The sequence below is a fragment of the Nocardia jejuensis NBRC 103114 genome (genome assembly GCF_001613145.1).
GTDB lineage: Bacteria > Actinomycetota > Actinomycetes > Mycobacteriales > Mycobacteriaceae > Nocardia > Nocardia jejuensis.
The window spans coordinates 33939-57566 of record NZ_BDBU01000057.1 but is presented as its reverse complement, the minus strand read 5'-3'; the positions used below and the strand labels follow the sequence as shown (position 1 = coordinate 57566).

The 23628-nt window shown below is 67.3% G+C and carries 25 protein-coding genes and 1 riboswitch; of the genes, 12 read left to right on the top strand and 13 right to left on the bottom strand.

What is annotated here, in order from left to right; genetic code table 11:
* Positions 1-401 precede the first annotated feature (401 nt).
* Positions 402-1415 (bottom strand): 4-hydroxy-3-methylbut-2-enyl diphosphate reductase, encoded by a 1014-nt coding sequence (locus tag NJ1_RS34375; RefSeq protein WP_067703350.1) that lies wholly within the window; start codon positions 1413-1415, stop codon positions 402-404.
* A 114-nt stretch (positions 1416-1529) separates the two neighbouring features.
* Between NJ1_RS34375 and NJ1_RS34370 the strand changes: the two genes are divergently transcribed.
* From NJ1_RS34370 to NJ1_RS34360, 3 genes are all read left to right on the top strand, one after another.
* Positions 1530-2348 (top strand): lipid droplet-associated protein, encoded by an 819-nt coding sequence (locus NJ1_RS34370; RefSeq protein WP_067703347.1) that lies wholly within the window; start codon positions 1530-1532, stop codon positions 2346-2348.
* A 466-nt stretch (positions 2349-2814) separates the two neighbouring features.
* Positions 2815-4113, top strand: a complete 1299-nt coding sequence (gene xseA / locus NJ1_RS34365; RefSeq protein WP_218025305.1) for an exodeoxyribonuclease VII large subunit — start codon at positions 2815-2817, stop codon at positions 4111-4113.
* The gene (locus NJ1_RS34360) at positions 4110-4334 is read left to right on the top strand and encodes an exodeoxyribonuclease VII small subunit (protein WP_067703343.1); all 225 of its coding nucleotides are present in this window, start codon (positions 4110-4112) and stop codon (positions 4332-4334) included. Before xseA ends, NJ1_RS34360 begins: the two co-directional genes overlap by 4 nt.
* Positions 4335-4511: 177 nt before the next feature.
* Here NJ1_RS34360 and NJ1_RS34355 read toward each other — a convergent pair whose 3' ends face one another.
* On the bottom strand, positions 4512-5096 hold the full coding sequence (locus NJ1_RS34355; RefSeq protein ID WP_067703341.1) for a DUF4245 domain-containing protein: 585 nt from the start codon (positions 5094-5096) through the stop codon (positions 4512-4514).
* A gap of 196 nt (positions 5097-5292) precedes the next feature.
* Here NJ1_RS34355 and glpX point away from each other — a divergent pair, with 196 nt between their 5' ends.
* Both glpX and NJ1_RS34345 read left to right on the top strand, forming a co-directional pair.
* Positions 5293-6336: a class II fructose-bisphosphatase gene (gene glpX, locus NJ1_RS34350; RefSeq protein ID WP_067703339.1), complete on the top strand. Its 1044-nt coding sequence runs from the start codon at positions 5293-5295 to the stop codon at positions 6334-6336.
* 216 nt (positions 6337-6552) lie between these two features.
* Positions 6553-7950 carry a class II fumarate hydratase gene (locus NJ1_RS34345; protein ID WP_067703337.1) on the top strand — a complete coding sequence of 466 codons (1398 nt, stop codon included), beginning with the start codon at positions 6553-6555 and terminating at the stop codon, positions 7948-7950.
* Between the two features lie 26 nt (positions 7951-7976).
* Here the strand turns inward: NJ1_RS34345 and NJ1_RS39530 are convergent, their stop codons facing one another.
* Positions 7977-8156, bottom strand: coding sequence for a hypothetical protein (locus NJ1_RS39530; protein WP_157574502.1), 180 nt, complete (start codon positions 8154-8156; stop codon positions 7977-7979).
* Between the two features lie 70 nt (positions 8157-8226).
* Here NJ1_RS39530 and NJ1_RS34340 point away from each other — a divergent pair, with 70 nt between their 5' ends.
* On the top strand, positions 8227-8877 hold the full coding sequence (locus tag NJ1_RS34340; RefSeq protein ID WP_157574500.1) for a PASTA domain-containing protein: 651 nt from the start codon (positions 8227-8229) through the stop codon (positions 8875-8877).
* Positions 8878-9139: 262 nt separating this feature from the next.
* Here the strand turns inward: NJ1_RS34340 and NJ1_RS34335 are convergent, their stop codons facing one another.
* Complete coding sequence (locus NJ1_RS34335; RefSeq protein WP_067703331.1) at positions 9140-10324, bottom strand: FAD-dependent monooxygenase; 1185 nt, start codon at positions 10322-10324, stop codon at positions 9140-9142.
* A 106-nt stretch (positions 10325-10430) separates the two neighbouring features.
* On the opposite strand from NJ1_RS34335, the gene NJ1_RS34330 reads away from it, so the two are divergent.
* Entirely contained in the window at positions 10431-11153 is a 723-nt protein-coding gene (locus tag NJ1_RS34330; protein WP_067703389.1) for a TetR/AcrR family transcriptional regulator, read from the top strand.
* Positions 11154-11234: 81 nt separating this feature from the next.
* Positions 11235-11657: a limonene-1,2-epoxide hydrolase family protein gene (locus NJ1_RS34325; RefSeq protein ID WP_067703327.1), complete on the top strand. Its 423-nt coding sequence runs from the start codon at positions 11235-11237 to the stop codon at positions 11655-11657.
* Positions 11658-11862: 205 nt separating this feature from the next.
* Here the strand turns inward: NJ1_RS34325 and NJ1_RS34320 are convergent, their stop codons facing one another.
* The 4 genes from NJ1_RS34320 to NJ1_RS34305 form a co-directional block, all read right to left on the bottom strand.
* Positions 11863-12720 (bottom strand): acyl-ACP desaturase, encoded by an 858-nt coding sequence (locus NJ1_RS34320; protein WP_067703386.1) that lies wholly within the window; start codon positions 12718-12720, stop codon positions 11863-11865.
* Between the two features lie 186 nt (positions 12721-12906).
* A complete protein-coding gene (locus tag NJ1_RS34315; protein WP_067703325.1) occupies positions 12907-13437 on the bottom strand; it encodes an LGFP repeat-containing protein in 531 nt (176 codons plus the stop codon).
* Positions 13438-13678: 241 nt separating this feature from the next.
* A complete protein-coding gene (gene phoH2 / locus NJ1_RS34310) occupies positions 13679-15079 on the bottom strand; it encodes an RNA 5'-3' helicase PhoH2 (protein ID WP_084479151.1) in 1401 nt (466 codons plus the stop codon).
* 229 nt (positions 15080-15308) lie between these two features.
* Entirely contained in the window at positions 15309-15695 is a 387-nt protein-coding gene (locus NJ1_RS34305; RefSeq protein WP_067703322.1) for a DUF488 domain-containing protein, read from the bottom strand.
* Positions 15696-15716: 21 nt separating this feature from the next.
* Here NJ1_RS34305 and NJ1_RS34300 point away from each other — a divergent pair, with 21 nt between their 5' ends.
* The gene (locus tag NJ1_RS34300) at positions 15717-15989 is read left to right on the top strand and encodes a hypothetical protein (protein ID WP_067703320.1); all 273 of its coding nucleotides are present in this window, start codon (positions 15717-15719) and stop codon (positions 15987-15989) included.
* A gap of 21 nt (positions 15990-16010) precedes the next feature.
* Here the strand turns inward: NJ1_RS34300 and NJ1_RS34295 are convergent, their stop codons facing one another.
* Complete coding sequence (locus NJ1_RS34295) at positions 16011-16322, bottom strand: hypothetical protein (protein ID WP_067703315.1); 312 nt, start codon at positions 16320-16322, stop codon at positions 16011-16013.
* Positions 16323-16404: 82 nt separating this feature from the next.
* Here NJ1_RS34295 and NJ1_RS34290 point away from each other — a divergent pair, with 82 nt between their 5' ends.
* The gene (locus NJ1_RS34290; RefSeq protein WP_067703312.1) at positions 16405-16713 is read left to right on the top strand and encodes a glutaredoxin family protein; all 309 of its coding nucleotides are present in this window, start codon (positions 16405-16407) and stop codon (positions 16711-16713) included.
* A gap of 93 nt (positions 16714-16806) precedes the next feature.
* Here NJ1_RS34290 and glyA read toward each other — a convergent pair whose 3' ends face one another.
* Both glyA and NJ1_RS34280 read right to left on the bottom strand, forming a co-directional pair.
* The gene (glyA, locus tag NJ1_RS34285; protein ID WP_067703381.1) at positions 16807-18102 is read right to left on the bottom strand and encodes a serine hydroxymethyltransferase; all 1296 of its coding nucleotides are present in this window, start codon (positions 18100-18102) and stop codon (positions 16807-16809) included.
* 120 nt (positions 18103-18222) lie between these two features.
* Positions 18223-18307: riboswitch (ZMP/ZTP riboswitch) on the bottom strand.
* A gap of 397 nt (positions 18308-18704) precedes the next feature.
* The gene (locus NJ1_RS34280; protein WP_067703309.1) at positions 18705-19901 is read right to left on the bottom strand and encodes a DUF885 domain-containing protein; all 1197 of its coding nucleotides are present in this window, start codon (positions 19899-19901) and stop codon (positions 18705-18707) included.
* Positions 19902-20125: 224 nt separating this feature from the next.
* Between NJ1_RS34280 and coaA the strand changes: the two genes are divergently transcribed.
* The gene (gene coaA / locus NJ1_RS34275) at positions 20126-21058 is read left to right on the top strand and encodes a type I pantothenate kinase (protein ID WP_067703306.1); all 933 of its coding nucleotides are present in this window, start codon (positions 20126-20128) and stop codon (positions 21056-21058) included.
* A gap of 18 nt (positions 21059-21076) precedes the next feature.
* On the opposite strand, the gene NJ1_RS34270 is transcribed toward coaA, so the two are convergent.
* Both NJ1_RS34270 and NJ1_RS34265 read right to left on the bottom strand, forming a co-directional pair.
* The gene (locus NJ1_RS34270; protein ID WP_245717705.1) at positions 21077-21727 is read right to left on the bottom strand and encodes a hypothetical protein; all 651 of its coding nucleotides are present in this window, start codon (positions 21725-21727) and stop codon (positions 21077-21079) included.
* Positions 21728-21859: 132 nt separating this feature from the next.
* Positions 21860-22651: an isoprenyl transferase gene (locus tag NJ1_RS34265; RefSeq protein ID WP_067703304.1), complete on the bottom strand. Its 792-nt coding sequence runs from the start codon at positions 22649-22651 to the stop codon at positions 21860-21862.
* 310 nt (positions 22652-22961) lie between these two features.
* Here NJ1_RS34265 and trhA point away from each other — a divergent pair, with 310 nt between their 5' ends.
* A complete protein-coding gene (trhA, locus tag NJ1_RS34260) occupies positions 22962-23585 on the top strand; it encodes a PAQR family membrane homeostasis protein TrhA (RefSeq protein WP_067703375.1) in 624 nt (207 codons plus the stop codon).
* Positions 23586-23628 lie beyond the last annotated feature (43 nt).

Sequence of the window (23628 nt, the reverse complement as noted above, 5' to 3'; positions counted from 1 at the left end):
GCCGCACCCCGCCGGCCGATCGCAACGGCACGGGCGAGCCGCGCCGCCGCCGCGCCCAGAATCCCGAAGTCCCGCCGCACCCCCGCCCGAATGTGCGCTACCGCGAACGCGATTCGGGCCGCATCGAGCGCTGAGCGCGAACCGGGCAGGCGCGGGCCGACTCCGGCAACACCACGCGCTCCGTAAGCCGACTCCGGCGATACGCACTCGGTCTCGGACTCCGGCACGATCACGCAGTCACAGTCCGACTCCGGCGCAGACACCGGGCTCGACCGAATTCCGAACACGCGAAATCCGGAGTTACGCGAACTCCCACGGATACAACGAATCCCCGCATCCCGACGCTCTCGCGACGGATGCGGGGATTCGGTCGTATCTACCTGTGATCGAACTCGGAACGACTACTGGCGAGCCGTCCGCAGCTCACGCGGCAGCGAGAAGACCAGCGTCTCGTTGGCCGTCGTCACCGGGGTGACCTCACCGAAGCCGTGTTCGGCCAGCATGTCCAGCACACCCTCGACCAGGATCTCGGGAACCGACGCTCCGGAGGTGACGCCGATCGTGCGCACACCCTCGAACCATGCCGGATCCACCTCGCGGGCGTAGTCGACCAGGTACGAGGCGCGCGCCCCGGCGGTCAGGGCGACCTCGACCAGTCGCACCGAGTTGGAGGAGTTGCGCGAACCGACCACGATCACCAGATCGCATTCGGGGGCCATCGCCTTGACGGCGGTCTGGCGGTTGGAGGTGGCGTAGCAGATGTCGTCGCTCGGCGGATCCTGCAGATTCGGGAAGCGCGCGCGCAGCTTGTGCACGGTCTCCATGGTCTCGTCGACCGAGAGCGTGGTCTGGGAGAGCCAGATCACCTTGTTCTCGTCGCGCACGGTGACCCGGTCGACCGATTCGGGCCCGTCCACCAATTGCACGTGATCGGGAGCCTCGCCCGCGGTGCCCTCGACCTCCTCGTGCCCCTCGTGCCCGATGAGCAGAATGTCGAAGTCGTCGCGCGCGAACCGCTTGGCCTCCTGATGCACCTTGGTCACCAGCGGGCAGGTGGCGTCGATGGTGTGCAGGTTCCGCTCCGCCGCGGATTCGTGCACGGCCGGGGACACCCCGTGCGCCGAGAACACCACGAGCGCGCCCTCGGGCACCTCGTCGGTCTCGTCGACGAAGATCACGCCGCGATCGCGCAGCGTCTCCACCACATGCCGGTTGTGCACGATCTCCTTGCGCACGTAGATCGGCGCACCGTGCTTCTCGAGAGCCTTCTCCACCGTCACCACGGCCCGGTCCACACCGGCGCAGTAACCGCGAGGCTCGGCTAGCAACACCCGCTTGTCATCAGTCCGCGGCGCGTCGGCAGCACCCGCAGCGGATCGTACGATTCCGACGTTCAAAGGGATAGCCGAAGACATGCCTCACAGAATACGTGTGCGGGGCGACGCGCATTCGCCCGGAGCATGACGGCAGAATCACTGTCTGTGACATCTGGTCTTTGCATCACACGGCGTTTCGGGCAGGCTAGGACCATGTTCAGACCTCCGTTCCTGGCCCGGGTAGCCGCCGGGGCCGCTGTCTATGCCCTCGAGGAAACTCGTCGGCTACCTGCCAATGCCATCAATTTCCCGATCACCGCGATCAGCCAGATGTTGCAGACCACCATGCACTTCCAGCAGTTCGTGACCAGCCTCGCGCTCAAGGGCGATGCCGTGTTCGACCGGTTGATCCAGCCGGAGGAGCAGCCCGAATGGGCCACCTTCGACGAGGATGAGGCCGACGAGCAACCTTCTGGCACCGCCCCGGAATCGGTACGCAAGAGCCGTTTCGATCTCTTCACGGCCGAGGAAACCGCCCTCGACGAGCCCGCTCCGCTCACCGAGGCGCCCGCCGCGATCTTCCAGGCGCCGGTCGCCGAGGCTCCGGCGGTCGCCGAAGCTGTGGTCACCGAAGCTCCGGCCGCGGAAGCGGTTCCCGACGAGGAGACCCCGGTCGTCGCCGAGCCGGTCGAGGCGCCTGCCGCGATCTTCGAGGCACCCGTCGTCGCCGAGCCGGCTGCGCAGGAGGCAGCCGAGCCCGTCGCGGTCGCCGAAAACGACACCGCCGCAACGGCTTCCGTCGCGGCCACCAATGGTCACAACGGCCACAACGGCCACGTCGCGGTGACCGAGCCCGAGATCGCCACCCGCTACGACTACGAGAACATGACCCTGGCGCAGTTGCGCGCCCGGCTGCGCATGCTCACCGTCGATGATCTGGCCACGCTGCTGGCGTACGAGCAGGGCACCCGTGACCGTGCCCCGTTCGTCACCATGCTGACCAACCGGATCGCCACGGTCCGGGCCAAGTAACCGACGTCCGCACGACGCCGACCATTCCGGGGAACCTCCCGGTCCGGTCGGCGTCCGGCGTTCGCGGACCGCGACGGTGACTCGAGCGCCTCCCCGGGCCGCGCACTCACCCAGCCACCTGCGCACGCACTCACGGCCCATCCTGCGACACAGTCGCCCAGCCCACCCTGCGACAGCAGCCTCCCACGGCCACCCTGCGGCAGCGGCCTCCGCGGGCCACACTGCGGCGCAGCCGCGCCCCTGCCGTCGCACGAGCTCGGCCATCCGTGCCGGGCATCCACACGCGCAGCCGCCCCCCGGCCACCCCGCACGCGCAGACGCCGCGTGGCCGTCCCGCGGCACTGGCCCCAGGCATCCGTGCGTGCCACACGTCCGAGCGCCGAGCAGGTCCGCTCCGCGCCGCCGAACGGTCGCGGCGAGCGCGTCGGCGGATGCCTCGCGGACCCCGTCGGTGGGCACTGACACAATCGACCCGGTGAGCACCGAGCCAGGGGGCACCGAGAAAGCCGAGCGCCCGCCGAATTCCGCCGAGCACCCCTTTCCCGTCCGCAGCATCGCGGTCAAGGTGGCGCAGTGGATCGATCGACTGGGCGTGGTCTGGGTCGAGGGTCAGATCACACAGATCAATCTGCGCCCCGGTACCCGTACCGCGTTTCTGGTGCTCCGCGATACCGCCGCCGACATGTCGCTCTCGGTCACCTGCGATCCGGATCTGCTGCGCAATTCGGCTGTCCCGCTGCAGGAGGGCAGCCGCGTGGTGGTGTACGGCAAGCTGTCGTTCTTCACCGGTCGCGGCACGCTGTCCCTGCGCGTCACCGAGATTCGCCCGGTCGGCATCGGCGAACTGCTCGCCCGGATCGAGCGGCTCAAGGCGCTGCTGGCCGCCGAGGGCCTCTTCGATCCACGCCTGAAGCGCCCGATCCCCTTCCTGCCCAACCGGATCGGCCTGATCACCGGTCGCGCCAGCGCCGCCGAACACGATGTGGTGACCGTCGCGACCACCCGCTGGCCCGCCGTGCGCTTCGAGATCCGCAATACCGCCGTGCAGGGTCCGACTGCGGTTCCGCAGATCCTCGAGGCCATCGCGGCCTTGGACGCGAATCCCGACGTGGACGTGATCGTGCTGGCGCGCGGCGGTGGCAGCGTCGAGGATCTGCTGCCGTTCTCGGACGAGACGCTCTGCCGGGCAATCGTTTCCGCCAAGACCCCGATCGTGAGCGCCATCGGTCACGAGCCGGACAACCCGATCTCCGACTATGTCGCGGATCTGCGCGCCGCCACCCCGACCGATGCCGCCAAGCGCGTCGTACCGGATGCCGCCGCGGAAGCCGCACTGCTGCAGGAACTGCGGGCCCGCGCCGCCGCCGCGCTGCGCGGATGGGTGGATCGCGAATCGCGCGCGCTGCACCAGATCCGTTCGCGCCCCGTGCTGTCCGATCCGCTGCGGTTGCTCGATCAGCGCCACGACGAGATCGAGCGGCATCACCGTTCCGGCCGCCGGGCCATCGATCACGTGCTGAACTCCGAATCCACCGCGACCCGCCATCTGCGCGAGAAGCTTTCGGCTCTGGGTCCGGCGGCCACGCTCGCGCGCGGCTACGCGGTGGTGCAGCGCGTCGCCGGCAAGGAACGCGAAGTGGTGCGCGCCATCGAGGATTCACCACCCGGCACCCAGCTCCGCATCCGCGTGGCCGACGGCGCGATCACCGCCGCCGCGCTCGCCGCCCAGCCCCTCGGCCCCCGAAAGGAATCCAGCACCGAATGAACGACGACGACCAGAACGAAATTGCCACCTTCGGCTACGAACGCGCCCGCGACGAACTCGTCAACGTGGTGAAGATGCTCGAGCAGGGCGGCCTCGATCTCGACGAATCCCTCACCCTCTGGGAGCGCGGCGAAGCCCTCGCCAACCGCTGCGAGGAACACCTCGCGGGCGCCCGCAAGCGAGTGGAAGACGCCCTCGCTCACCGCAATCAGGAGAACTGAGCGCTCGGAGAGGTGCGGTCGCGCGGCGAACACAGCCGCGCGACGACATGCACCTCGGTGCAGCGCTCAGGACGGCCCAGAACTCGAGGCGGGGCGCACCCAGGGTGAAAGTGGGGCAACGCTCGGTGCGGCGCGCGGCCCTCGAAGCGTGGTTCGGCCCTCGGAGCGGGGTTGGGCTCAGGTGCGGGGCAGCGGCTGGGCGTTGTCGACCGCTGTGGCGAGGGTGGTGAAGGCGCCCTTGTTGCCCGCGCCCTTGATCAGCACCCGCACATCGCCGAAGTCGGTGATCCAGGCGGGTTCGGTGCCGGTCTCGCCGTAGACGACCCACTTGCGATCGCCGATCTGCTCGGTCCCGGTGGCGTAGCGGGTGCCGACGATCTTCTTGGCGAGCGCCTCTTCGGTGGCGTCGGTCTGCGTGAGCTGCATGTACGTGCCCTGCGGCGTGAGGAATCCGACGGTGCTCACGTCGTTCACGGTGCCGCCCGCGGTGGAGGCGGTCGTGATCTTGTCGCGACTGCCCGAGTTGGCCGTCCATTCGGCCGGCAGCGCGGGCTCGCGCACGGAGAACGCGAAGTCGTGCGCATCGGACTTCAGCGCGGTGTGCACGTCGATGTGCGGAACCTGGCCCGCCGTCGGACCATTGGCCGTGAACGTGCACTGGCTGGCGATGCCCGCGATGACCAAGCAGATCAGCACCAGGGGTAGCAACGACCAGAACAGGTCCTTGTAGTCGTGCTGGGTCCGGGGCTTTTGGTACGACACGCCCCCAGTATCCACGGGCCCCGGTTGCGACCCGGCTCACACTCTCGTGTCGCGCGGCGGGAGGTTCCCCTGTCAGCGGCTTCGCGGGCGTAGAGGCTCACCACCAGCACGGGAGTGAAACGTCAGTACTTGCGGAGGTCGCCGAGGCGCAATGAGACAATTCACGCAGCAGTAGACAACCACAGGAGGCACCGCAATGACGGCACCCACGCCCGCACCCAGCCGCCGGGAGGCTCCGGACCGCAACCTCGCGCTGGAGTTGGTCCGGGTCACCGAGGCCGGCGCCATGGCCGCGGGCCGTTGGGTCGGCCGAGGCGACAAGGAGGGTGGCGACGGCGCTGCGGTGGACGCGATGCGGCAGCTCGTCGCGACCGTCTCGATGCGCGGCATCGTGGTGATCGGTGAGGGCGAGAAGGACGAAGCGCCCATGCTTTACAACGGTGAGCTGGTCGGCGACGGCACCGGCGCGGAACTCGACTTCGCGGTCGACCCGATCGACGGCACCACCCTGATGGCCAAGGGCTCGCAGGGCGCCATCTCGGTGCTCGCGGTCGCCGAGCGCGGCGCGATGTTCGACCCGTCGGCGGTGTTCTACATGGAGAAGATCGCCGTCGGCCCCGACGCCGCCGACGTGATCGACCTGTCCGCCCCCATCGCGGAGAACCTGCGCCGGGTCGCCAAGACCAAGAAGTCCTCGGTCTCGGACCTGACCGTGTGCATCCTGGATCGCCCGCGCCACGCCCAGTACATGCAGGACGTCCGCGACGCCGGCGCCCGCATCCGGCTGATCTCCGACGGTGACGTGGCCGGGGCCATCGCCACCGCCCGCCCGGAGTCCGGCGTGGACATGCTGATCGGTATCGGCGGCACCCCCGAGGGCATCATCGCCGCGGCGGCCATGCGCTGTATGGGCGGCGCGATGCAGGGCAAGCTGGCCCCGAAGGACGACGAAGAGAAGCAGAAGGCGATCGACGCCGGCCACGATCTGGACCGTGTGCTGTCCACCGAGGACCTGGTCTCCGGCGAGGACGTGTTCTTCTGCGCCACCGGCGTCACCGACGGTGATCTGCTGCGCGGCGTGCGCTACTACGGCGGCGGCGCGTCCACCCAGTCCATCGTGATGCGCGCCAAGTCCGGCACCGTACGCCTGGTGGATGCCTACCACCGTCTGACCAAGCTGCGCGAGTACGCCTCGGTCGATTTCGTCGGTGACGAGCACGCCACCCCGCCGATGCCCTGATTCGCGACCTCGCGCGCGAAACCCCCGGCGCGCGAAAACCCTTGCCTCCCAGCGAGGATTTCTCCACCCCGGCCGGACAGCCAGCAGCTGTCCGGCCGCGGTCGTTCCCGGAGCCGGAGTCGCGACGCGCCCGGCCCGTATTCCTGAACCGCGATGTGCGGATCGCCTCAGACGTGGCTCCCCCATCGGGCGCGAACCGGGCATAGGGTCGAAATCATGACCGAGACCGAGTACCGCATCGAACACGACACCATGGGCGAGGTCCGCGTTCCCGTCGACGCTTTGTGGCGGGCGCAGACCCAACGCGCGGTGGAGAACTTCCCCATCAGTGGCCGCGGCCTGGAGCGCGCGCAGATTCGCGCGCTGGGCCTGCTCAAGGCCGCGTGCGCGACCGTGAACAAGGAACTGGGACTGCTGGACCCGGCGAAGGCCGACGCCATCGTCGCCGCGGCCACCGAGATCGCGGACGGCAAGCACGACGACCAGTTCCCGATCGATGTGTTCCAGACCGGCTCGGGTACCAGCTCGAACATGAACGCCAACGAGGTGATCGCGAGCATCGCCGCGCGCGACGGCGTCACCGTGCACCCCAACGACGACGTGAACATGTCGCAGTCCTCCAACGACACCTTCCCCACCGCAACGCATCTGGCCGCCACCGAGGCCGTGATCAAGGATCTGGTTCCCGCGCTCGAGCACCTGCGCCTGGCCCTGCTGGACAAGTCCGAGCAGTGGCGCGAGGTCGTGAAGTCCGGCCGCACCCATCTGATGGATGCCGTGCCGATCACCCTGGGCCAGGAGTTCAGCGGATACACCCGGCAGGTGAGCGCGGGCATCGAACGCCTGCTGGGCACCCTGCCGCGCCTGGGCGAGCTGGCCATCGGCGGCACCGCCGTCGGCACCGGCCTCAACGCCCCCGACGGTTTCGGCGCGAAAGTCGTTGCGGCGCTGTCTCGATCCACCGGCCTGGACGCGCTCTCGGAAGCGGAGAACCACTTCGAGGCCCAGGCGGCGCGCGACGGCCTGGTCGAGGTGTCGGGTTCGCTGCGCACCGTCGCCATCAGCCTCACCAAGATCGCGAACGATATTCGCTGGATGGGTTCGGGTCCGCTCACCGGTCTGTCCGAGATCCAGCTGCCGGATCTGCAGCCGGGCTCCTCGATCATGCCGGGCAAGGTGAATCCGGTGCTGCCCGAGGCGGTTACGCAGGTCGCGGCGCAGGTCATCGGCAATGACGCGGCCATCGCGTGGGGCGGCGGCAACGGCCACTTCGAACTGAACGTCTACATCCCGGTGATGGCGCGCAATGTGCTCGAGTCGATCCGGCTGCTGGCCAATGTCTCCCGCCTCTTCGCGGACAGGTGCGTGGCCGGTCTGGTCGCCGACGAGGACCGGCTGCGCCGCCTGGCCGAGTCCTCCCCCTCCATCGTGACCCCGCTGAACTCGGCGATCGGCTACGAGGAGGCCGCGGCCGTAGCGAAGGAGGCCGTCAAGTCCCACAAGACGATTCGGCAGACCGTCATCGATCGCGGGCTGATCGGCGACAACCTGTCGGAGGCCGAACTCGACCGCCGTCTCGATGTGCTGTCCATGGCGAAGGTGGACGACAAGTAGGTCCCCCATCGGCGGCCGGATGTCGGCTAGCGTTCTCCCTTGCAGATAACGGTCGAATTATCGTCTTCCGAAAGGGATTTCGTGAAAATACGGGTTGTCGTCGCCGCAGCGGCGACTCTGGTGGCGTTGTCGTCGGGCTGTTCCTCGGGCAGCGACCACCACCCGGATGCCGCTCCGGCCTCCGCCACCAGCGCCGCCACGACCACGCCCGCGACCTCGTCGGCCGCACCCGGCGGCAAGGCCGCCGATTCGGCCGCCTACCGCCAGACCGACGGCGTGCTCGCGACTCCCGGGTACTTCTTCCAGACGCCCAGCGGCAATTTCCACTGCGCCATCTTCGACAAGCCGATCGCCTTCACCACCGGCTACTCGGCGGATCTGGGCTGTCAAGGTCTGGTCGCGGCGGTTCCGGACGGTGAAAAGCCTTGTGCGAAACCGGAACAATCGCAGGCGCTGATGCCCGCCTTCGGCCTCGCCGACAATGGCTCGCGTTTCACCTGCACGGCCGACGCACTTTTCTACGGCACCAGCGATTCTCCGGCGCTGCCGTACGGGCAGTATCTGAAAGTCGGCTCCTACAAGTGCCTTTCCCAGGAAATGGGAATCACCTGCTCGACCACCGATCAGGGTGCTTCTTTCTTCGTGTCGAAAGAGTCCAGCAAGCTGGTGAATTCAGCTGCCGGAGGAAATGGCGGAACCGATTCCGTATCGGTGCCCGACGTGGGTGGCGAGCGCCCCGCGAAAGCGGCGCAAATCCTGCAGGACGCGGGGTTGAAATACACCCAGATCGGCGGCAGCGATCGCGGTTCCCACGGCGCCCAATGTGTCGTGGTGAAACAAGCTCCGATCGCTGGATCCCAGGTCAAAGCGGGTGCGGAGATCACTCTGACCACCGGTGAGGCATCGCCGAACGGAACTCCCTGCTGATCCAGCCGGTCAGCGACCCATTTTTCAGATCCTTGAAAATAGTGAAACGCATCACGCGTTGCTATCGATTAACTGAATGTCCGCAAAATGCGGATGTTCACGAAAGGATCAGAACAATGTTGGTTGCAATTGGAGCGGGACTCGTGGCACTGTTCACACTCGGCGTCGGAGCCGTTCTGACAGCGCTGGGCATCATTCTTTGAAACCAAGCAGTGTGGGTATGGCGGCGTGAGCCGCCATACCCACGTTCGCTGTTCGTCGTTCACTGCGCGGCAATGATTTCCGGGTAGTTCTTCAGATCGATATCGTTCTTGGCGGAATCGCCGTATTTCACCATGAGCGTGAATCCCCGTGTTCCCAGGAACCAATTGCGCAGGCGCACACCGAGCGACGTGCGCGGGGCCAGGAAACGTCCCGGGCTGGCGTCGTCCGCCTTGCGGATGTAGCGCTTCATGATCTGCTCGTACCGAGCGAACGCCACCGTGTGATCACCGTCCGCGAGCGCCAGTTCCCCGGCGAGCACGTAGGCCCCCACGACCGCCAGGCCCGTGCCGAATCCGGCCAGCGTGTGGCCGTAGGCCGAATCGCCGACGAGGGCCACGCGCCCCTTCACGAAGTTCTTCATCGACACCTTGGCGATGGCGTCCAGATAGAAGCCGTCCAGGTCCGGGAGTTCGGCCAGCATGCTCGGCACCCGCCAGCCCATGCCCGCGAACTTCTCCGCGACGATGCGGCGCTGAGCATCGAGATCGTCTCGGGCGTAGTCGAGTTCGGGCGAGGCGAACAGGTAGAACTGTGAGGCCTTCGAACCGCCGGTCATGGCGAGCCGGCCGGGTGCGTTGCAGCCGAGGGACCGCGCCCGCTCCCGCTGCCAGTGCGGTTCGTTCTCCCAGTGCGATCCTCCCGCGAGGGCGTAGTAGTAGCCCTCGTGCTGGACGAATTCCTTCTCCGCGCCGAAGGCCAGCTTCCGGACGCGGGAGTGGATCCCGTCGCAGCCGATCACCAGGTCGAACGTCCGGGCGGGCGCGTTCTCGAATTCGACGTGCACACCGTGTTCGGTGTCGGTGAGCGCGGTGACGGTGTCACCGAAGAGGTATTCGCATTCGCCGGCGGTGCGCCCGTAGAGGACCTCCGCGAGATCGCCGCGCAGGATCTCGACATCGCCGCCGATGAAGTCGCCCGGGATGAGCCCGCGCCGCGCGCCGTTCTCGTCGACCATCACCCAGTCGGTCTTGCCGGTCTGGCGGCGCTCGATGTCGGCCAGCACGCCCATCCGCTCGAGCACCGTCATGTGGACCTCACCGGTGAAGTCGATGGCGTGGCCGCCGGGCCGCAGACCCGGTGAGCGCTCGACGACGGTGACCTCGAAGCCGTAGGCGTGCAGCCAGTAGGCGAGGGCGGGACCGGCGACGCTGGCGCCGGAGACGAGGACGGTGGCCTTGCTCATGATCTGAACCCCTTCATTAACTGCGTCCATAGGACGCTGTTTGTTGTCATTAGCGTATGCTGGACGCAGTTTCACGTCAAGAACCTTTTCCGGAAGGATGGCGACCATGCCGGCACCGACCGCTCTCACCCTGCTGTGGGGCTCCCAGGACCGCCCGCGCCGCGGGCCCAAGCCCTCCCTCACCCTGGAGGGCATCGTGGACGAGGCCATCGCCCTCGCCGATGCCGAGGGCCTGGCCAATCTGTCCATGGCGCGCCTGGCCGAACGCCTCGGGTGCGCCAAGATGGCGCTGTACCGCTATGTGCCGGGCAAGGGCGAGCTCACCGCGCTCATGTTCGACGCCGCCCTGGGCGCGCCCCCGGAACGGACTGCGGCACACGGTGATTCATCGGAGTACTGGCGCGACTACCTGCGGCTGTGGACCGAGACCTTCTTCGAGCGCGCCTGCGCCCACTCATGGGCACTGGAACTCATCCACGGCGTCCGCCCGATCGGCCCGAACGAGATGAGCTGGCTCGAGTCCGCGCTGGCCGAACTCGCGGACACCGGGCTGAACGCCTCGGAACGACTCGACGCCATCGTCCTGCTGCTCGGCCACGGCCGCAGCCTGGTCCAGACGATGGCCGGCAGCGACGCGGATGCCGAGGGACGCCTCGCCACCGAGATCGCCGGAGTGCTGAAAACCCACTCCGAGCGCTATCCGTCCGTCGCGGCGGCCTACGCCGAGCAGGCCGCCGCGGCCGATCCCGGCCGCAACAACGCCCTCGACTTCGGCATCGATCGCATTCTCGACGGCCTCGCCAGCCTCATGGCCACACGGCGGACCTGACGCGCACGCCGAGCAGCGCCCGGTCGCGACGAAGACCGTGGATGCCTATGCCCGCCGGGTGATTCGGCCTAGAGTCGATTCATGGCGGAGCTACCCGAATTGCAGCAGGACGCGGTCAGCACGGTGCGCGAGTTCTTCGCGGCACTGGAGATGAACATCGTGAACGAGGCGCTGGAACTGGCCGATCCAGGCATCGTCTGGAAGAACACCTCCCTGCCCGACGTGCGCGGCCTCGACCGCGTGCGCTGGGTGCTCGCCGGATTGAACAAGCCCCAGTTCGGCTTCCGGGTCGACATGCACCACATCGCGGCCACCGACGAGAACGTCGTGCTCACCGAGCGCACCGACTACCTGCGCTTCGGGCCCGTCGAGATCGCCTTCTGGGTGTGCGGCACCTTCGAACTGCGCGACGGCCGCATCACCCTGTGGCACGACCACTTCTCCTGGGAGAACTTCCTGCGCGGCACCGCGACAGGCCTGTTCCGCGCCGTGTTCTCGCGCTGAGCGAACGAATCCCTCGACGGTCTACGGCAAACCCGCCCGACCCGAACGCCGGCCCCAGCGGGCGTCGCGCGGTACGGCGGCGGCGCGGATTCGGCCGCACGCGGCTCCGACAGCCGCTGCGGCATTTGCGACAACACGAAAGGGGCCCGGAGGCAGCTGCCTCCGGGCCCCTTCGCGACTGTTCGGCCCGGGGCCGAAACCGATATCAGCCGCGCAGATGCTCCAGCTCGGCGACGGCTTTCTTGCCCTCGTCACCGAAGTCGGTGCGGGTGAAGATCTTCCACTCCTCGAGCAGCGGCTTGAACACCAGCTCCGGTTCGCGCGCGCTGTCGTAGATACCGGCCTCGGCCAGCACCTCGTCGCTGGTGCGACCATCGGCCAGCACCGCCACCGGGACGTGGAAATCGGCGATGCGGTCGGCGATGGCGCGCACGGCCTGATCGGGGGTCAGATCCAGCGCGGCGGAGACCAGGTTCGCGTAGAACACCGCCTGCAGCTCGTCATCGGCGGCCAGGCGCGCGGAAATCGCTGTGACGACCGGGTTCTCACCCAGGGCCTCGGTATTGCGGTGCCGCACGGCGGCCGCGCGCTCCTCGAAGGCCCACTCGGCCAGCACGTCGATCAGGTGCATCGCCGGACGGGTGTAATTGTCGGTCATGTGCTTCATGCGCAGGCGCTCGAGCGCGACCGGATCCACCGCACGGGTCACCATGAGGTAGTTGCGGATGAGGATCTCGTGGCGATTCTCCTCCGCGGTCCAGCGGCCCACCCAGCGCCACCAGGGCCCGATCCGCAGGTACTTGCCGATCTCACGGTGGTAGGAGGGCAGGTTGTCGGCGATCAGCACGCTGACGGTGAGCGCCGTCTTGGCGACCTCGCTCAGCTCCGATTGCGCGGCCTCCCAATCGGTCCCGCCGAGGAATACGAAGTTGCGGCCTTCGTCCCACGGCACGTAGTCGTGCGGCTGCCATTCCGCGGCGATGTCGATGTGTCGCGCGAGGTTTGCCTCCACCTCGGGCGCGAGCGACTCCAGCAGTTCCCGATCGGCCAATACGTTCTGCACCTGCACAACCTAGCGGCTCGACGGCAACAATGGTTATCTTCGATTCGTATTCGGACCTGCTATGACCCCGGTCACGTCCGTCCGGGTCGCGGAACGCGCGGTCGACGCGGTGAAACCCGCGCCGAATGCGCAGGTGCGGCCGCCGAGGTCCGGGACGCGGCACCGCCGCGCCCCGGACGGTCCGGACTACTTCGAGGTGACGGTGGTCTGTCCGCCCACCCAGCTGATGCTGCCGCCGGTGAACTCGCTCTGCTTGCCGCCGGTGATGTCGGTTTCGTCGCTGGTCGGGTAGCCGAGCGGGCCGCCGGGGCCGCCGTCGGCCTCCCACGCCTTGCGAATCTCGCCCCACACCACGTGGATTCCGGTGCTCGGTCCGGTGACGATCACACCGCCGTCGAACTCCTGCCACTTACCGCCGCCGGCCGCGTCCTGCTGTGCGCCGGTGGGCATTCCGAGCGGGCCGGTCGGGCCGCCGAGTTCGGTGTACTTCGCGAGAAAGTCACCGGCGACGGCGATTTCGCCGCCGTCCCGCGTCGCGATCTTGGTTTCGGTGGCGTGTTCGGTGGTGGTGCCGACGGCCATCTCGGTGGTGGTCGCCATGCCCGTATCGGATTTGACGTCCTTGTCCTTGTCCTTGCTGCAACCCGCGGCGCACATGGTCACGACCGCGACCGCCGCGATGATGCCGGCCGTACTACGTCGAGCGAACTGGTGCATTTCCCATCCTCTCGGTAACTCAGGCCATACCCCACCTCGATCAGCAATCATTCAGCGAAATCTATCGAGATCGCCGAATTGCGAATCGAGCAGGCATTTTCGGGAAATATACCCTGAGTACTGTGAGTTGAAACACACGCTACGCAGTTGCCCGACCGGATCGTTTCCCGGCGACTTCCACCGAGAACGATCCGATCGGGCAACGGAACCACGACCCGCTCACGCGGGGACTACCACCCACTCACGCGTTGGGCCCGAACTCCTCCAGCATCTCGGTGACCAGCGCCGCGATCGGCGACCGCTCACTGCGGGTCAGGGTGATGTGCGCGAACAGCGGATGGCCCTTGAGCTTTTCGATCACGGCGGCCACGCCGTCGTGTCGTCCGACTCGCAGGTTGTCGCGCTGGGCGACATCGTGGGTGAGCACCACCCGCGATCCGCTGCCCAACCGGCTCAGCACCGTGAGCAGCACATTGCGTTCGAGCGACTGCGCCTCGTCCACGATCACGAAGGAGTCGTGCAGCGACCGGCCTCGAATGTGCGTGAGCGGCAGCACCTCCAGCATGCCGCGCGCCTGCACCTCCTCCATCACCTCCGGGCTGGCGAGCCCTTCGAGGGTGTCGAAAACGGCCTGGGCCCAGGGACCCATCTTGTCGCTCTCGCTGCCGGGCAGGTAGCCCAGATCCTGTCCGCCGACCGCGTACAGCGGCCGGAACACCACCACCTTGCGATGAGATCGCCGCTCCAGCACGGCTTCCAGACCAGCGGTGAGAGCGAGCGCGGATTTACCGGTGCCCGCCCGGCCGCCCATCGAGACGATGCCGATGCTCTCGTCGAGCAGCAGATCCAGGGCGATGCGCTGTTCGGCGGACCGGCCGTGCAGCCCGAACGCCTCCCGATCACCGCGCACCAACTGCACCCGCTTGTCCGGAGTCACCCGGCCGAGCGCGCTCCCGCGCGGGCCCAGGATCCGAATTCCGGTGTGGCAGGGCAGATCCCGAGCCTCATCGAGATCGATGACGCTCTCGTTGTAGATCTTGTCGACGAATTCGGAGCCGACCTCGAGTTCCACCATGCCGGTCCACCCGGAGGTGACGACATCCTGTGCGTGGTACTCGTCCGCCGCCAAGCCGACCGCGGACGCCTTCACGCGCAGCGGAATGTCCTTGGAGATCAGGACCACCCGCTGCCCCTCGGCCGCGAGGTTCAGTGCGCAGGCGAGAATGCGGGAATCGTTTGTGTCCGTACGGAATCCGACGGGGAGCACCGACGGGTCCGTGTGATTGAGCTCCACCTGGAGCGTGCCGTTGGCGGCTCCGATGGGTATCTGCTGGTCGAGCCGACCGTGTGCCAGACGCAGATCGTCCAGCATCCGCAATGCCTCGCGGGCGAACCAGCCCAGTTCGTGGTGATGGCGTTTGGCCTCCAGTTCGCTGATCACCACGAGCGGCAGCACCACATGGTGCTCGCCGAAGCGGGTCAGGGCCCAAGGGTCGGAAAGCAGTACCGATGTATCCACGACAAAGGTTTTCAGTCCGGAATCGGACGACTGCGAGGCGCGAATTCCCTGACCCGTGGTACGCGGGCTCACTACGGAGCGGGCGTCCCCGGAGGGAACGTTGACGGAGCGTGCATCAGTCACGGTGGGCTCCTTTGCCACTCACGCGACACCGCGCGAGCGTTCTCGCTGGGCCGGTTCAGCCTTGGGGTCGTACGACCCGAGGGCCGGGTGCCGGCCCCCTCGCACTGAGTTGCTCAGCCACGATCAGGACCTCCCGTACGAGTCACACCTACGCGACCCGCACTCCCGACGCTACCGTCGAAATCGCGATCCGGCTGCCCGGATGGCAGGCGTGTTGGTGAAGATCCCGTTAACGCGTGTCCACTCTGGGCGTTTCGCCCAGTTCATCGAGCAGTATCGGCACATGGCTGTGCTCCGGCTCCCGCACGGCCGTCACCAGTGTCAACGGCCCCGCGGCGGCCTCGGCGCGCAGTCGCGCCAGCGCCTTCCGAGGCTCGTCCGCCGAGAGCTCTGCACGGTAACGGCGTTCGAATTCCATACGGCGTGTCTCCGGAGCGTCGTGATACCAGCGGCGCAATTCGTTCGACGGGGTCACGTCCTTCGCCCAGTCGTCTATCGCCGCTTGCTGTTTGCTGACTCCACGCGGCCACAGCCGATCCACCAGCACACGACGGCCGTCACCGGCCTCGGGTGCGTCGTACACGCGCTTGACCCGGTACCTCGGTTCCGCTGACATGAGTCCATTAGAGTCGATGCCATGGCCGATACTCTGGATCCCGAGTCGCTGTCCACCAAGGACCTGCACGATCGCGCGGTGAAGCTGGCTGTTCGCCACGGCGACGTGAAGTTCCTCTGGGACCTGCTCAAGTCCATCCCGGCCGCCTCGGCCGCCGCCGGCGATCTGGGCGAGAGCGAAGCCGACATCAAATACGTCCTGCCCATGCTCGACGACTACGTGCACGCGGGCGAAGGCGAGATCGGCGAGATCCTGCGCCCCCTCTACCTGGACTACCTGGCCAAACACTCCTGAGCCCGAGCTCGGGCTGCCGCGCTAGGGGCCGCGCAGCCCGGTGAGCACAGCGCGGACGAAGGGCAGGAACGCGTCCGGTCCCGAGGCCCGATCCTTCAGGTGCACAGTGGTGGTGTCGCTGGTTTCGAAGATCTCGCGCACGATGCTCAACCGTTGCCCGAGGTCCAGCCCCGCCCCCATGATGACGTGATCGACGGGACCCTGCGCGAACACGGCGCGTAGATCGGCCAGGCCGGTCCCGGAGTGGAACTCGATGTCCGGCAGGTCGATTCGCTCCCGGGCCTCGTCCACGACCACGGCGGTCAATCCCAGCAGCAGCACACTGATCGTCATGATGCCTCCGATCCGCTTGCAGGATAGGCCGATTCGCCTGTTCGCGCGCACGATCGGCGCGACCGCGACCTAGACTTCCGCCATGTCTGCCGAAGCCGCCCCGGAACTTCTCGTCTACCGCCGTCCGGGCTGCCCGTTCTGTTCTCGCCTGCGCCGGGTGCTCAACCGGCACGGGATCGTGCATCGCGAAATCGATATCTGGCAGGACCCCGAGGCCGCGGCGTTCGTCCGCTCGGTGGCCGGCGGGAACGAGACCGTTCCGACCGTCGTGCTGCGTGCGGGAACCGCCGAACGGAACTGGGTGAACCCGAACCCGCGCGAACTGGTCGCCACCGTGACCGCCGACGCCCCGGCCCTCACCGGCGGCCCGCGCCGATTCTGGAGCTGGTAACGCCGCTCCGCGCCCGCACCTGGTCGCCGGAACGAGAAACGGGGCCCCGCACCATCTTTCGATGGCACCGAGCCCCGTCCACAGGTCGGCGGATCAGCCGAGCAGACGCCAGTCCTCCAGGCCGTCGTACAGCGGGAAGTCGTGCGCCAGCTTCGAGACTCGGCGGCGCAGCGAGTCCAGATCCGCGGAGCCGACGAGGGCGCTCGCGATGATGTCCGCGACCTCGTTCCACTCGGTGTCACCGAAGCCGCGGGTGGCCAGGGCGGCGGTGCCGATGCGCAGACCGGAGGTGACCATCGGCGGGCGGGGGTCGAACGGAACGGCGTTGCGGTTCACCGTGATTCCGACCTCGTGCAGCAGATCCTCACCCTGCTGACCGTCCAGCGCGGAGTTGCGCAGGTCGACCAGGACCAGGTGCACATCGGTGCCGCCGGTGAGCACGGTGATGCCCTTGCCCGACACGTCGGCGGCATTGAGACGCTCGGCCAGGATCCGCGCGCCGGACAGGGTGCGCTCCTGGCGCTCCTTGAACTCCGGGGTGCCGGCGATCTTGAAGGACACGGCCTTGGCGGCGATGGCGTGCATGAGCGGCCCGCCCTGCTGGCCCGGGAACACCGCCGAGTTCAGCTTCTTGGCGAATTCCTCCTTGGCCAGGATCAGGCCGGAGCGCGGACCGCCGAGGGTCTTGTGCACGGTGGAGGACACCACGTGCGCGTGCGGCACCGGCGACGGGTGCAGCCCGGCCGCGACCAGTCCGGCGAAGTGCGCCATATCGACCCACAGGTACGCGCCGACCTCGTCCGCGATCTCACGGAAGGCGGCGAAGTCCAGATGCCGCGGGTAGGCGGACCACCCGGCGACGATCACCTTCGGGCGGGACTCGCGAGCGAGCTTGCGGACCTCGTCCATGTCGACGCGGTGATCTTCCTTGGACACACCGTAGGCGTGCACCTCGTACAGCTTGCCGGAGAAGTTCAGCCGCATGCCGTGGGTGAGGTGACCGCCGTGCGCGAGATCCAGGCCGAGCAGCTTCTCGCCCGGGGTCATCAGCGCGTGCAGCACCGCGGCGTTGGCCTGCGCGCCCGAGTGCGGCTGGACGTTCGCGTACTCCGCGCCGAACAGCTCGGTGACGCGGGTGCGGGCCAGGTCCTCGACGACGTCGACGTTCTCGCAACCGCCGTAGTAGCGGCGGCCCGGGTAGCCCTCGGCGTACTTGTTGGTCAGCACGCTGCCCTGGGCCTGCAGCACCGCACGCGGCACGAAGTTCTCCGAGGCGATCATCTCGAGGGTGTCGCGCTGGCGGGCGAGCTCTCCACCCATGGCCTCGGCGACCTCGGGATCGAGTTCGGCGAGGGACTGGTTGTTCACAGAGGTACTCGTCTGGGTCACGCCGCCGAGTGTATTGGCCGCCGGAGCGGCCCCGGCCAGGGGGTTCAGTGTCTCGGTAGCTTCGTGCCGTTGCATCGCAACCTCCGTACTCGGATACCCCGGGGGTAGACCCCAGGGCTCGTCGAGCACCCAGGCGCGCGGTGCGAGACGTCGTTGCTTCCCGGTGGTTGTTTCCACCTCGAGTGCGCCAGTCGCGGTGATCGCATCATATCGGGCGGGCCGCGCGCCTCCGGCCACCGCTCCGGGCGACCCGCGCGCACGACCCCGAAATCTCGAATCGCGCTCCTGAACTCGGAGGCGCGATTCCTCGATCGCCGACGTCGGTGCCTGGTTCGTCCGTATCGGTGGACAGGGTCGATTATTCGGGCTATGACGAGGCAACAATTCTCGGTATTGTTACGCCGCGCTGGCCGGTAATGCGCCAGTGGCATTGGCCCAAACTAGCTTTCGAGGTAAACAGATGCTGTACAACATCGCCGGCGGCGGAATCCAGGACATCTTCTTCACGTTCCTGAAGACCCTGTGCACCCTTTCCAGCGGCGGCGCCTCCTGCGCCAGCTGGGGCGCGTAACCCGCCCGCAAGACAGTCGGGGAGTAGCCCCTCACATCCCGCGAATCGCGCCGGGTGTGAGGGGTTCGTCCAAGAGGCGGCGGAATCGCTCCGATCGCTCCCCTGCATCGGCGGCTGCGTTCAGCCAGCCGCCGAGCAACTTGTATCCCTCCACGTAGGTCGAGATGTAGGCTCGCCACAGCGGCGAGGACAGGAAGCGCAGCGATTGGCGCGCGCGCTCGGGAGTGGTCAGACTCCAGCGCTGCAGGAACAACGCCACCTCGTCCGCATCGCGCCGGCGATCGTGCAGCAGCAGCGCCGCATCCTGGCGCACACCGAGCAGATTCGCCGAAGCGGCCGAAATCCGTTCGGCCCGTTCACCATCGAAGCGCAGTCCGAGATCCGCGTAGATCTCCTGCGCCCATACGCCCCAGCCCGGGCCGACGATGGATTTCAGCGCCAGATCCGCGAGCCCCTCGGCCATCAGGCACTGCGGGGTGTTCACCACGAACAGCGTCTGCTCGTCCTGCCCGGCCGCCACCAGTCCGGCCTCCTTGCGGCAGTGCTCGGTGTGATGGCCCGGGTACGACTCGTGCGCGATCAGATGCGGCAGCTGCGACATGTGCTGCTTCAGATCGGAATTGATGGCGACCCTGGACTGGTAGTTGCCGAGGTAGTAATTGAAGCCGGACCACGGCTTGTCGCCCACCACTTCGTATTCCACGCGTTCGTGATCGGGCAGCGGATAGCGCTCGCGCACCAACTCGCGCAGCGCCCCGGAGAACGCCGCGACGCACTCCCGCAGCCGCTCGGGCGGGATCTCGTCACCACGGCGGTGCGTGGTCAGCCGGTCGAGGAGTTCGCCGTCGCCGGGCAGTGTCTCCTCCAGCTGCCGGTGCGCCTCGCGATAGTCGGCCTCGTCGCCGGGCGCGATATCCACGTCGAAGTACGCGCGCACCTCGTCGATGAAATTGATGTCGTCGCCGGCGAATTTGCGCCCGGAGCATTCCAGCGCCACCAGATGCGCGTCCAGGAATTCGGTGCGCTCACTGGAGAGTCCGGCCTCGGGCAGTTCCTTGCGCAGTGCCGCGGCCCGCTGCGCGAGGTCGCGCGGATCGGGCTTCGGCGCGTTCTCCACCTCGCGGCGTAGCGCCGGGTCCCCGGTGAAGGCGTCGACGAAACCCTCCTCCAATCGGTCGAAGGCCAGGCCCAGTCGCAGGTAGTCGGTGACGAGTGGATGCGCTCCCATGACCTCGACCCTATTTGATCGCACCGATTCCCGGGACACCCGAGCGTGGCCTATCTCACGCCGGTTACCGGCGAGTAGGTACACCTGGTGTTCACCGCTCTGTCGGCCCCGAGCACAATTCGCGTATGCGAGAGGTGTGGACCGAATCTCACCGCCCCGGGCACGGCCGGTGTGAGAATTCGCCCGAGCGCAGCTGTTGTTCTTCGATGCGAGGGCGTGGCTGAGTGGCACGGATGAGCGAACCGAGTCCCTATGTGGAATTCGATCGGAAGCAGTGGCGCACACTGCGCAAGTCGACCCCCTTGGTGCTGACCGAGGAAGAGCTGGTGGGCCTGCGCGGTCTGGGTGAGCAGATCGACCTCGAGGAGGTCGCCGAGGTCTACCTGCCGCTGGCTCGCCTCATCCATCTCCAGGTGGCCGCCAGACAGCGGCTCTTCGCCGCCACCGCCACCTTCCTCGGGGAAACCCATCCGGACCGCCAGGTGCCGTTCGTGATCGGCGTGGCGGGCTCGGTGGCGGTCGGCAAGTCCACCACCGCGCGCGTGCTGCAGGCGCTGCTGGCGCGCTGGGATCACCATCCGCGGGTGGATCTGGTCACCACCGACGGGTTCCTGTATCCCACAGCCGAACTCACCCGGCGCGGCATCATGCACCGCAAGGGTTTCCCGGAGTCCTACGACCGCCGCAAGCTGCTGCGCTTCGTCACCGAGGTGAAATCCGGTGCGTCCGAGGTCTGCGCGCCGGTGTACTCGCACATCGCGTACGACATCGTGCCCGGTGAATACCACTGCGTGCGCCAGCCCGACATCCTGATCGTGGAGGGCCTCAACGTCCTGCAGACCGGGCCGCGCCTGATGGTCTCGGACCTGTTCGACTTCTCGGTCTACGTGGACGCGCGCATCGAGGACATCGAGAACTGGTACGTGCAGCGGTTCCTGTCGCTGCGCCAGACCGCCTTCGCCGATCCGAACTCGCACTTCCATCACTACGCGAAGTTCAACGATCAGGAGGCGACCAACGCCGCCAAGGAGATCTGGCACAACACCAACCGGCCGAACCTGGTGGACAACATCCTGCCGACCCGGCCGCGCGCGACCCTGGTGCTGCGCAAGGATTCCGACCACACCATCAACCGGTTGCGCCTGCGCAAGCTCTGAGCTGTCGCGCGCGGGCGGTCACAGCGTCCAGGCAGCGTCCAGGCGGCCGGCCACGTCGATGTCGATGGCCGCCCGGATGTTCGGCTTGCGGATCTCCTCGGCGATGTAGCGCGCCACGAAGCGGCGGATCTCGTGATCGACGCTGGCGATGATGCGCAGCAGTTCGCCGCGGCGGGACGCGCTCGCCACGTTGATCCGCACATTGCTCGGCTGCGGTTCGTCGATCTCGATCAGAACGCGCAGCGGCGGCGCGGTGCGCACGGTGAGATGCAGGTGAATCGTGCCGTCCACATGAAACGGATATCTGTCGACCGATAGGTCGATCAGCAGATCGACATCCAGTGGAATCACCAGATCGAACGAAATATTGTCCTGCACCTCACGATTGAGCCGCGGCTGCCCCAGCCGGACCGCGGCCGAGAGTTTCGCGATCTTTCCCGGTCCCGCGCCGATCGGCCCGAAGGCGAACTCCTCGCCGGTGAGTTTCTCGAAGGCCCCCGCGATTCGTTCCGGGGAGGCCGCGTATTCGAGAAAGCGGCGGCCGAACTCCTCGTAGGTGATGTACGGATCGGTGATCGTGTCGCTCGAATCGGTGATCGCGATGCTCGCATCGCCTCGATCGTTCCGGAATTCCGCGGGGCTGCTCTGCCCCTCGCGCAGCTCGCTCATGCCGTCCGACGCTACTGCAGCATCACCACGGCAATGCCGTAAGCCATTGCACTGCAACGAAACCGTTGAATTGCCGTGTCCAATGCGGCGGCGCCGTAGCCGACTTGCCGCCGCAGTGTCGGTTTACCCTCGTCAGACGCCGAAGCGCCGATGCCTGGCCGCGTAATCGCGCAGTGCGCGCAGGAAATCCACCCGCCGGAACTCCGGCCAGAACACCTCGGTGAACCAGATCTCCGAATAGGCGCTCTGCCACAGCAGGAATCCCGAGAGCCGCTGCTCACCGGAGGTGCGGATGACCAGATCCGGATCTGGCTGACCCGAGGTGTACAGGTGCTGGCCGATGGCGTCGACGGTGATGGACTGCACCAGATCCTCACCGGTCTCGCCCGCCTCGATCTCCTGGCGGACCAGCGAGCGCACGGCGTCGGCGATCTCCTGGCGGCCGCCGTAGCCGATGGCCACGTTCACGTGCACGCCGTTGCGGCCGTGGGTGCAGTCCGCGGCGTAGCGCAGCCGCTTGGCCACGTCCTCCGGTAGCTGGTGCAGGGCGCCGACGATGCGGACGCTCCAATTCTGTTCCGGCGCGGAGAGTTCCTCCACGACATCGGTGATCACCTCGTAGAGGGTCTCGAGCTCGTCCGCGTCCCGGCCGAGGTTCTCGTTGGACAGCAGGTAGAGGGTCACCATCTCGATGCCGACCTCGCCGCACCAACCGACCAGTTCTGCGATCTTGAGCGCCCCGACGCGGTGCCCGTGACTCACATCGGTGAATCCGTTCTCGCGCGCCCACCGCCGGTTGCCGTCACACATCACCGCGACATGCCGGGGATGTTGTCTGCCCGCCAGCTGCTTCGACAGCCGAGCCTCGTAAATCCGATACGGGAGCCCGCGCACCTGACTCGCAACCTTCACGGCAATCAACATACGCTCCCCCGCCTCCCCGGGATTTGCCGCACGGCAGAGAGCCATGGCCGGTGAGCACGCGTGGTGCGGTGTGGAGCTCACACGATTTCGGACGTACCCGACGAGTTACCCGGAACGGAACTCCACCGGTTGCCGCGTTTCGGAACGAGGATGAACCAGAGGGTCACGACGATCACTATCGCGCTTTTCCGGCGCTAACCTACGGTACCGTAGGTTACTGAGGAGGTAACCGGTGTCCGACACTGTGAAGCCGGCCGCCCTGGTTGCGGACGCACTCGAATCCGTCCGAGACGAGTTGGTCAAACCCCGCATGCGCGGGTGGATCCACCTGTGGGCGGTGGGCTTCGCCGCCATCGCGGTGATCGCCCTGGTCAGCAAGGCTGCCACGGTATCCACGACGGCGGCCTGGTCCACGCTCGTGTACGGGCTTACCGTGTGCGGGGTCTTCGGGATCAGCGCCACCTATCACCGGGTGAACTGGGCCACCGATCGTGCGCGCATGTGGATGAAGCGGGCCGATCACTCGATGATCTTCCTGTTCATCGCGGGCAGTTACACCCCGTTCGCACTCCTGGGGGTGCGCGGGCGAGCGGGAACCATATTGCTCGTCACGGTCTGGGTGGGCGCGCTCGCGGGCGTCGCGTTGAAGATGTTGTGGCCCACCGCTCCCCGCTGGGTGGGCGTGCCGCTGTACCTGCTGCTGGGCTGGGCGATCGTGCCGGTGGCCGGAACGCTGATCGGGAATGTCGGCTGGACGCCGGTCCTGCTGTTGCTCGCGGGCGGCATCGCCTACAGCGTGGGCGGGATCCTGTATGCCTCGCGCTGGCCGGATCCGTGGCCGGAGGTCTTCGGGCATCACGAGTTCTTCCATGCCGCAACGGTGGTGGCCGCGATCTGCCATTACGTCGCGGTATGGCTGGTGCTGCTGACCTGATCGGAGCAATTGCTCACAAACGCGCATTCCCGGGCAAAAGATC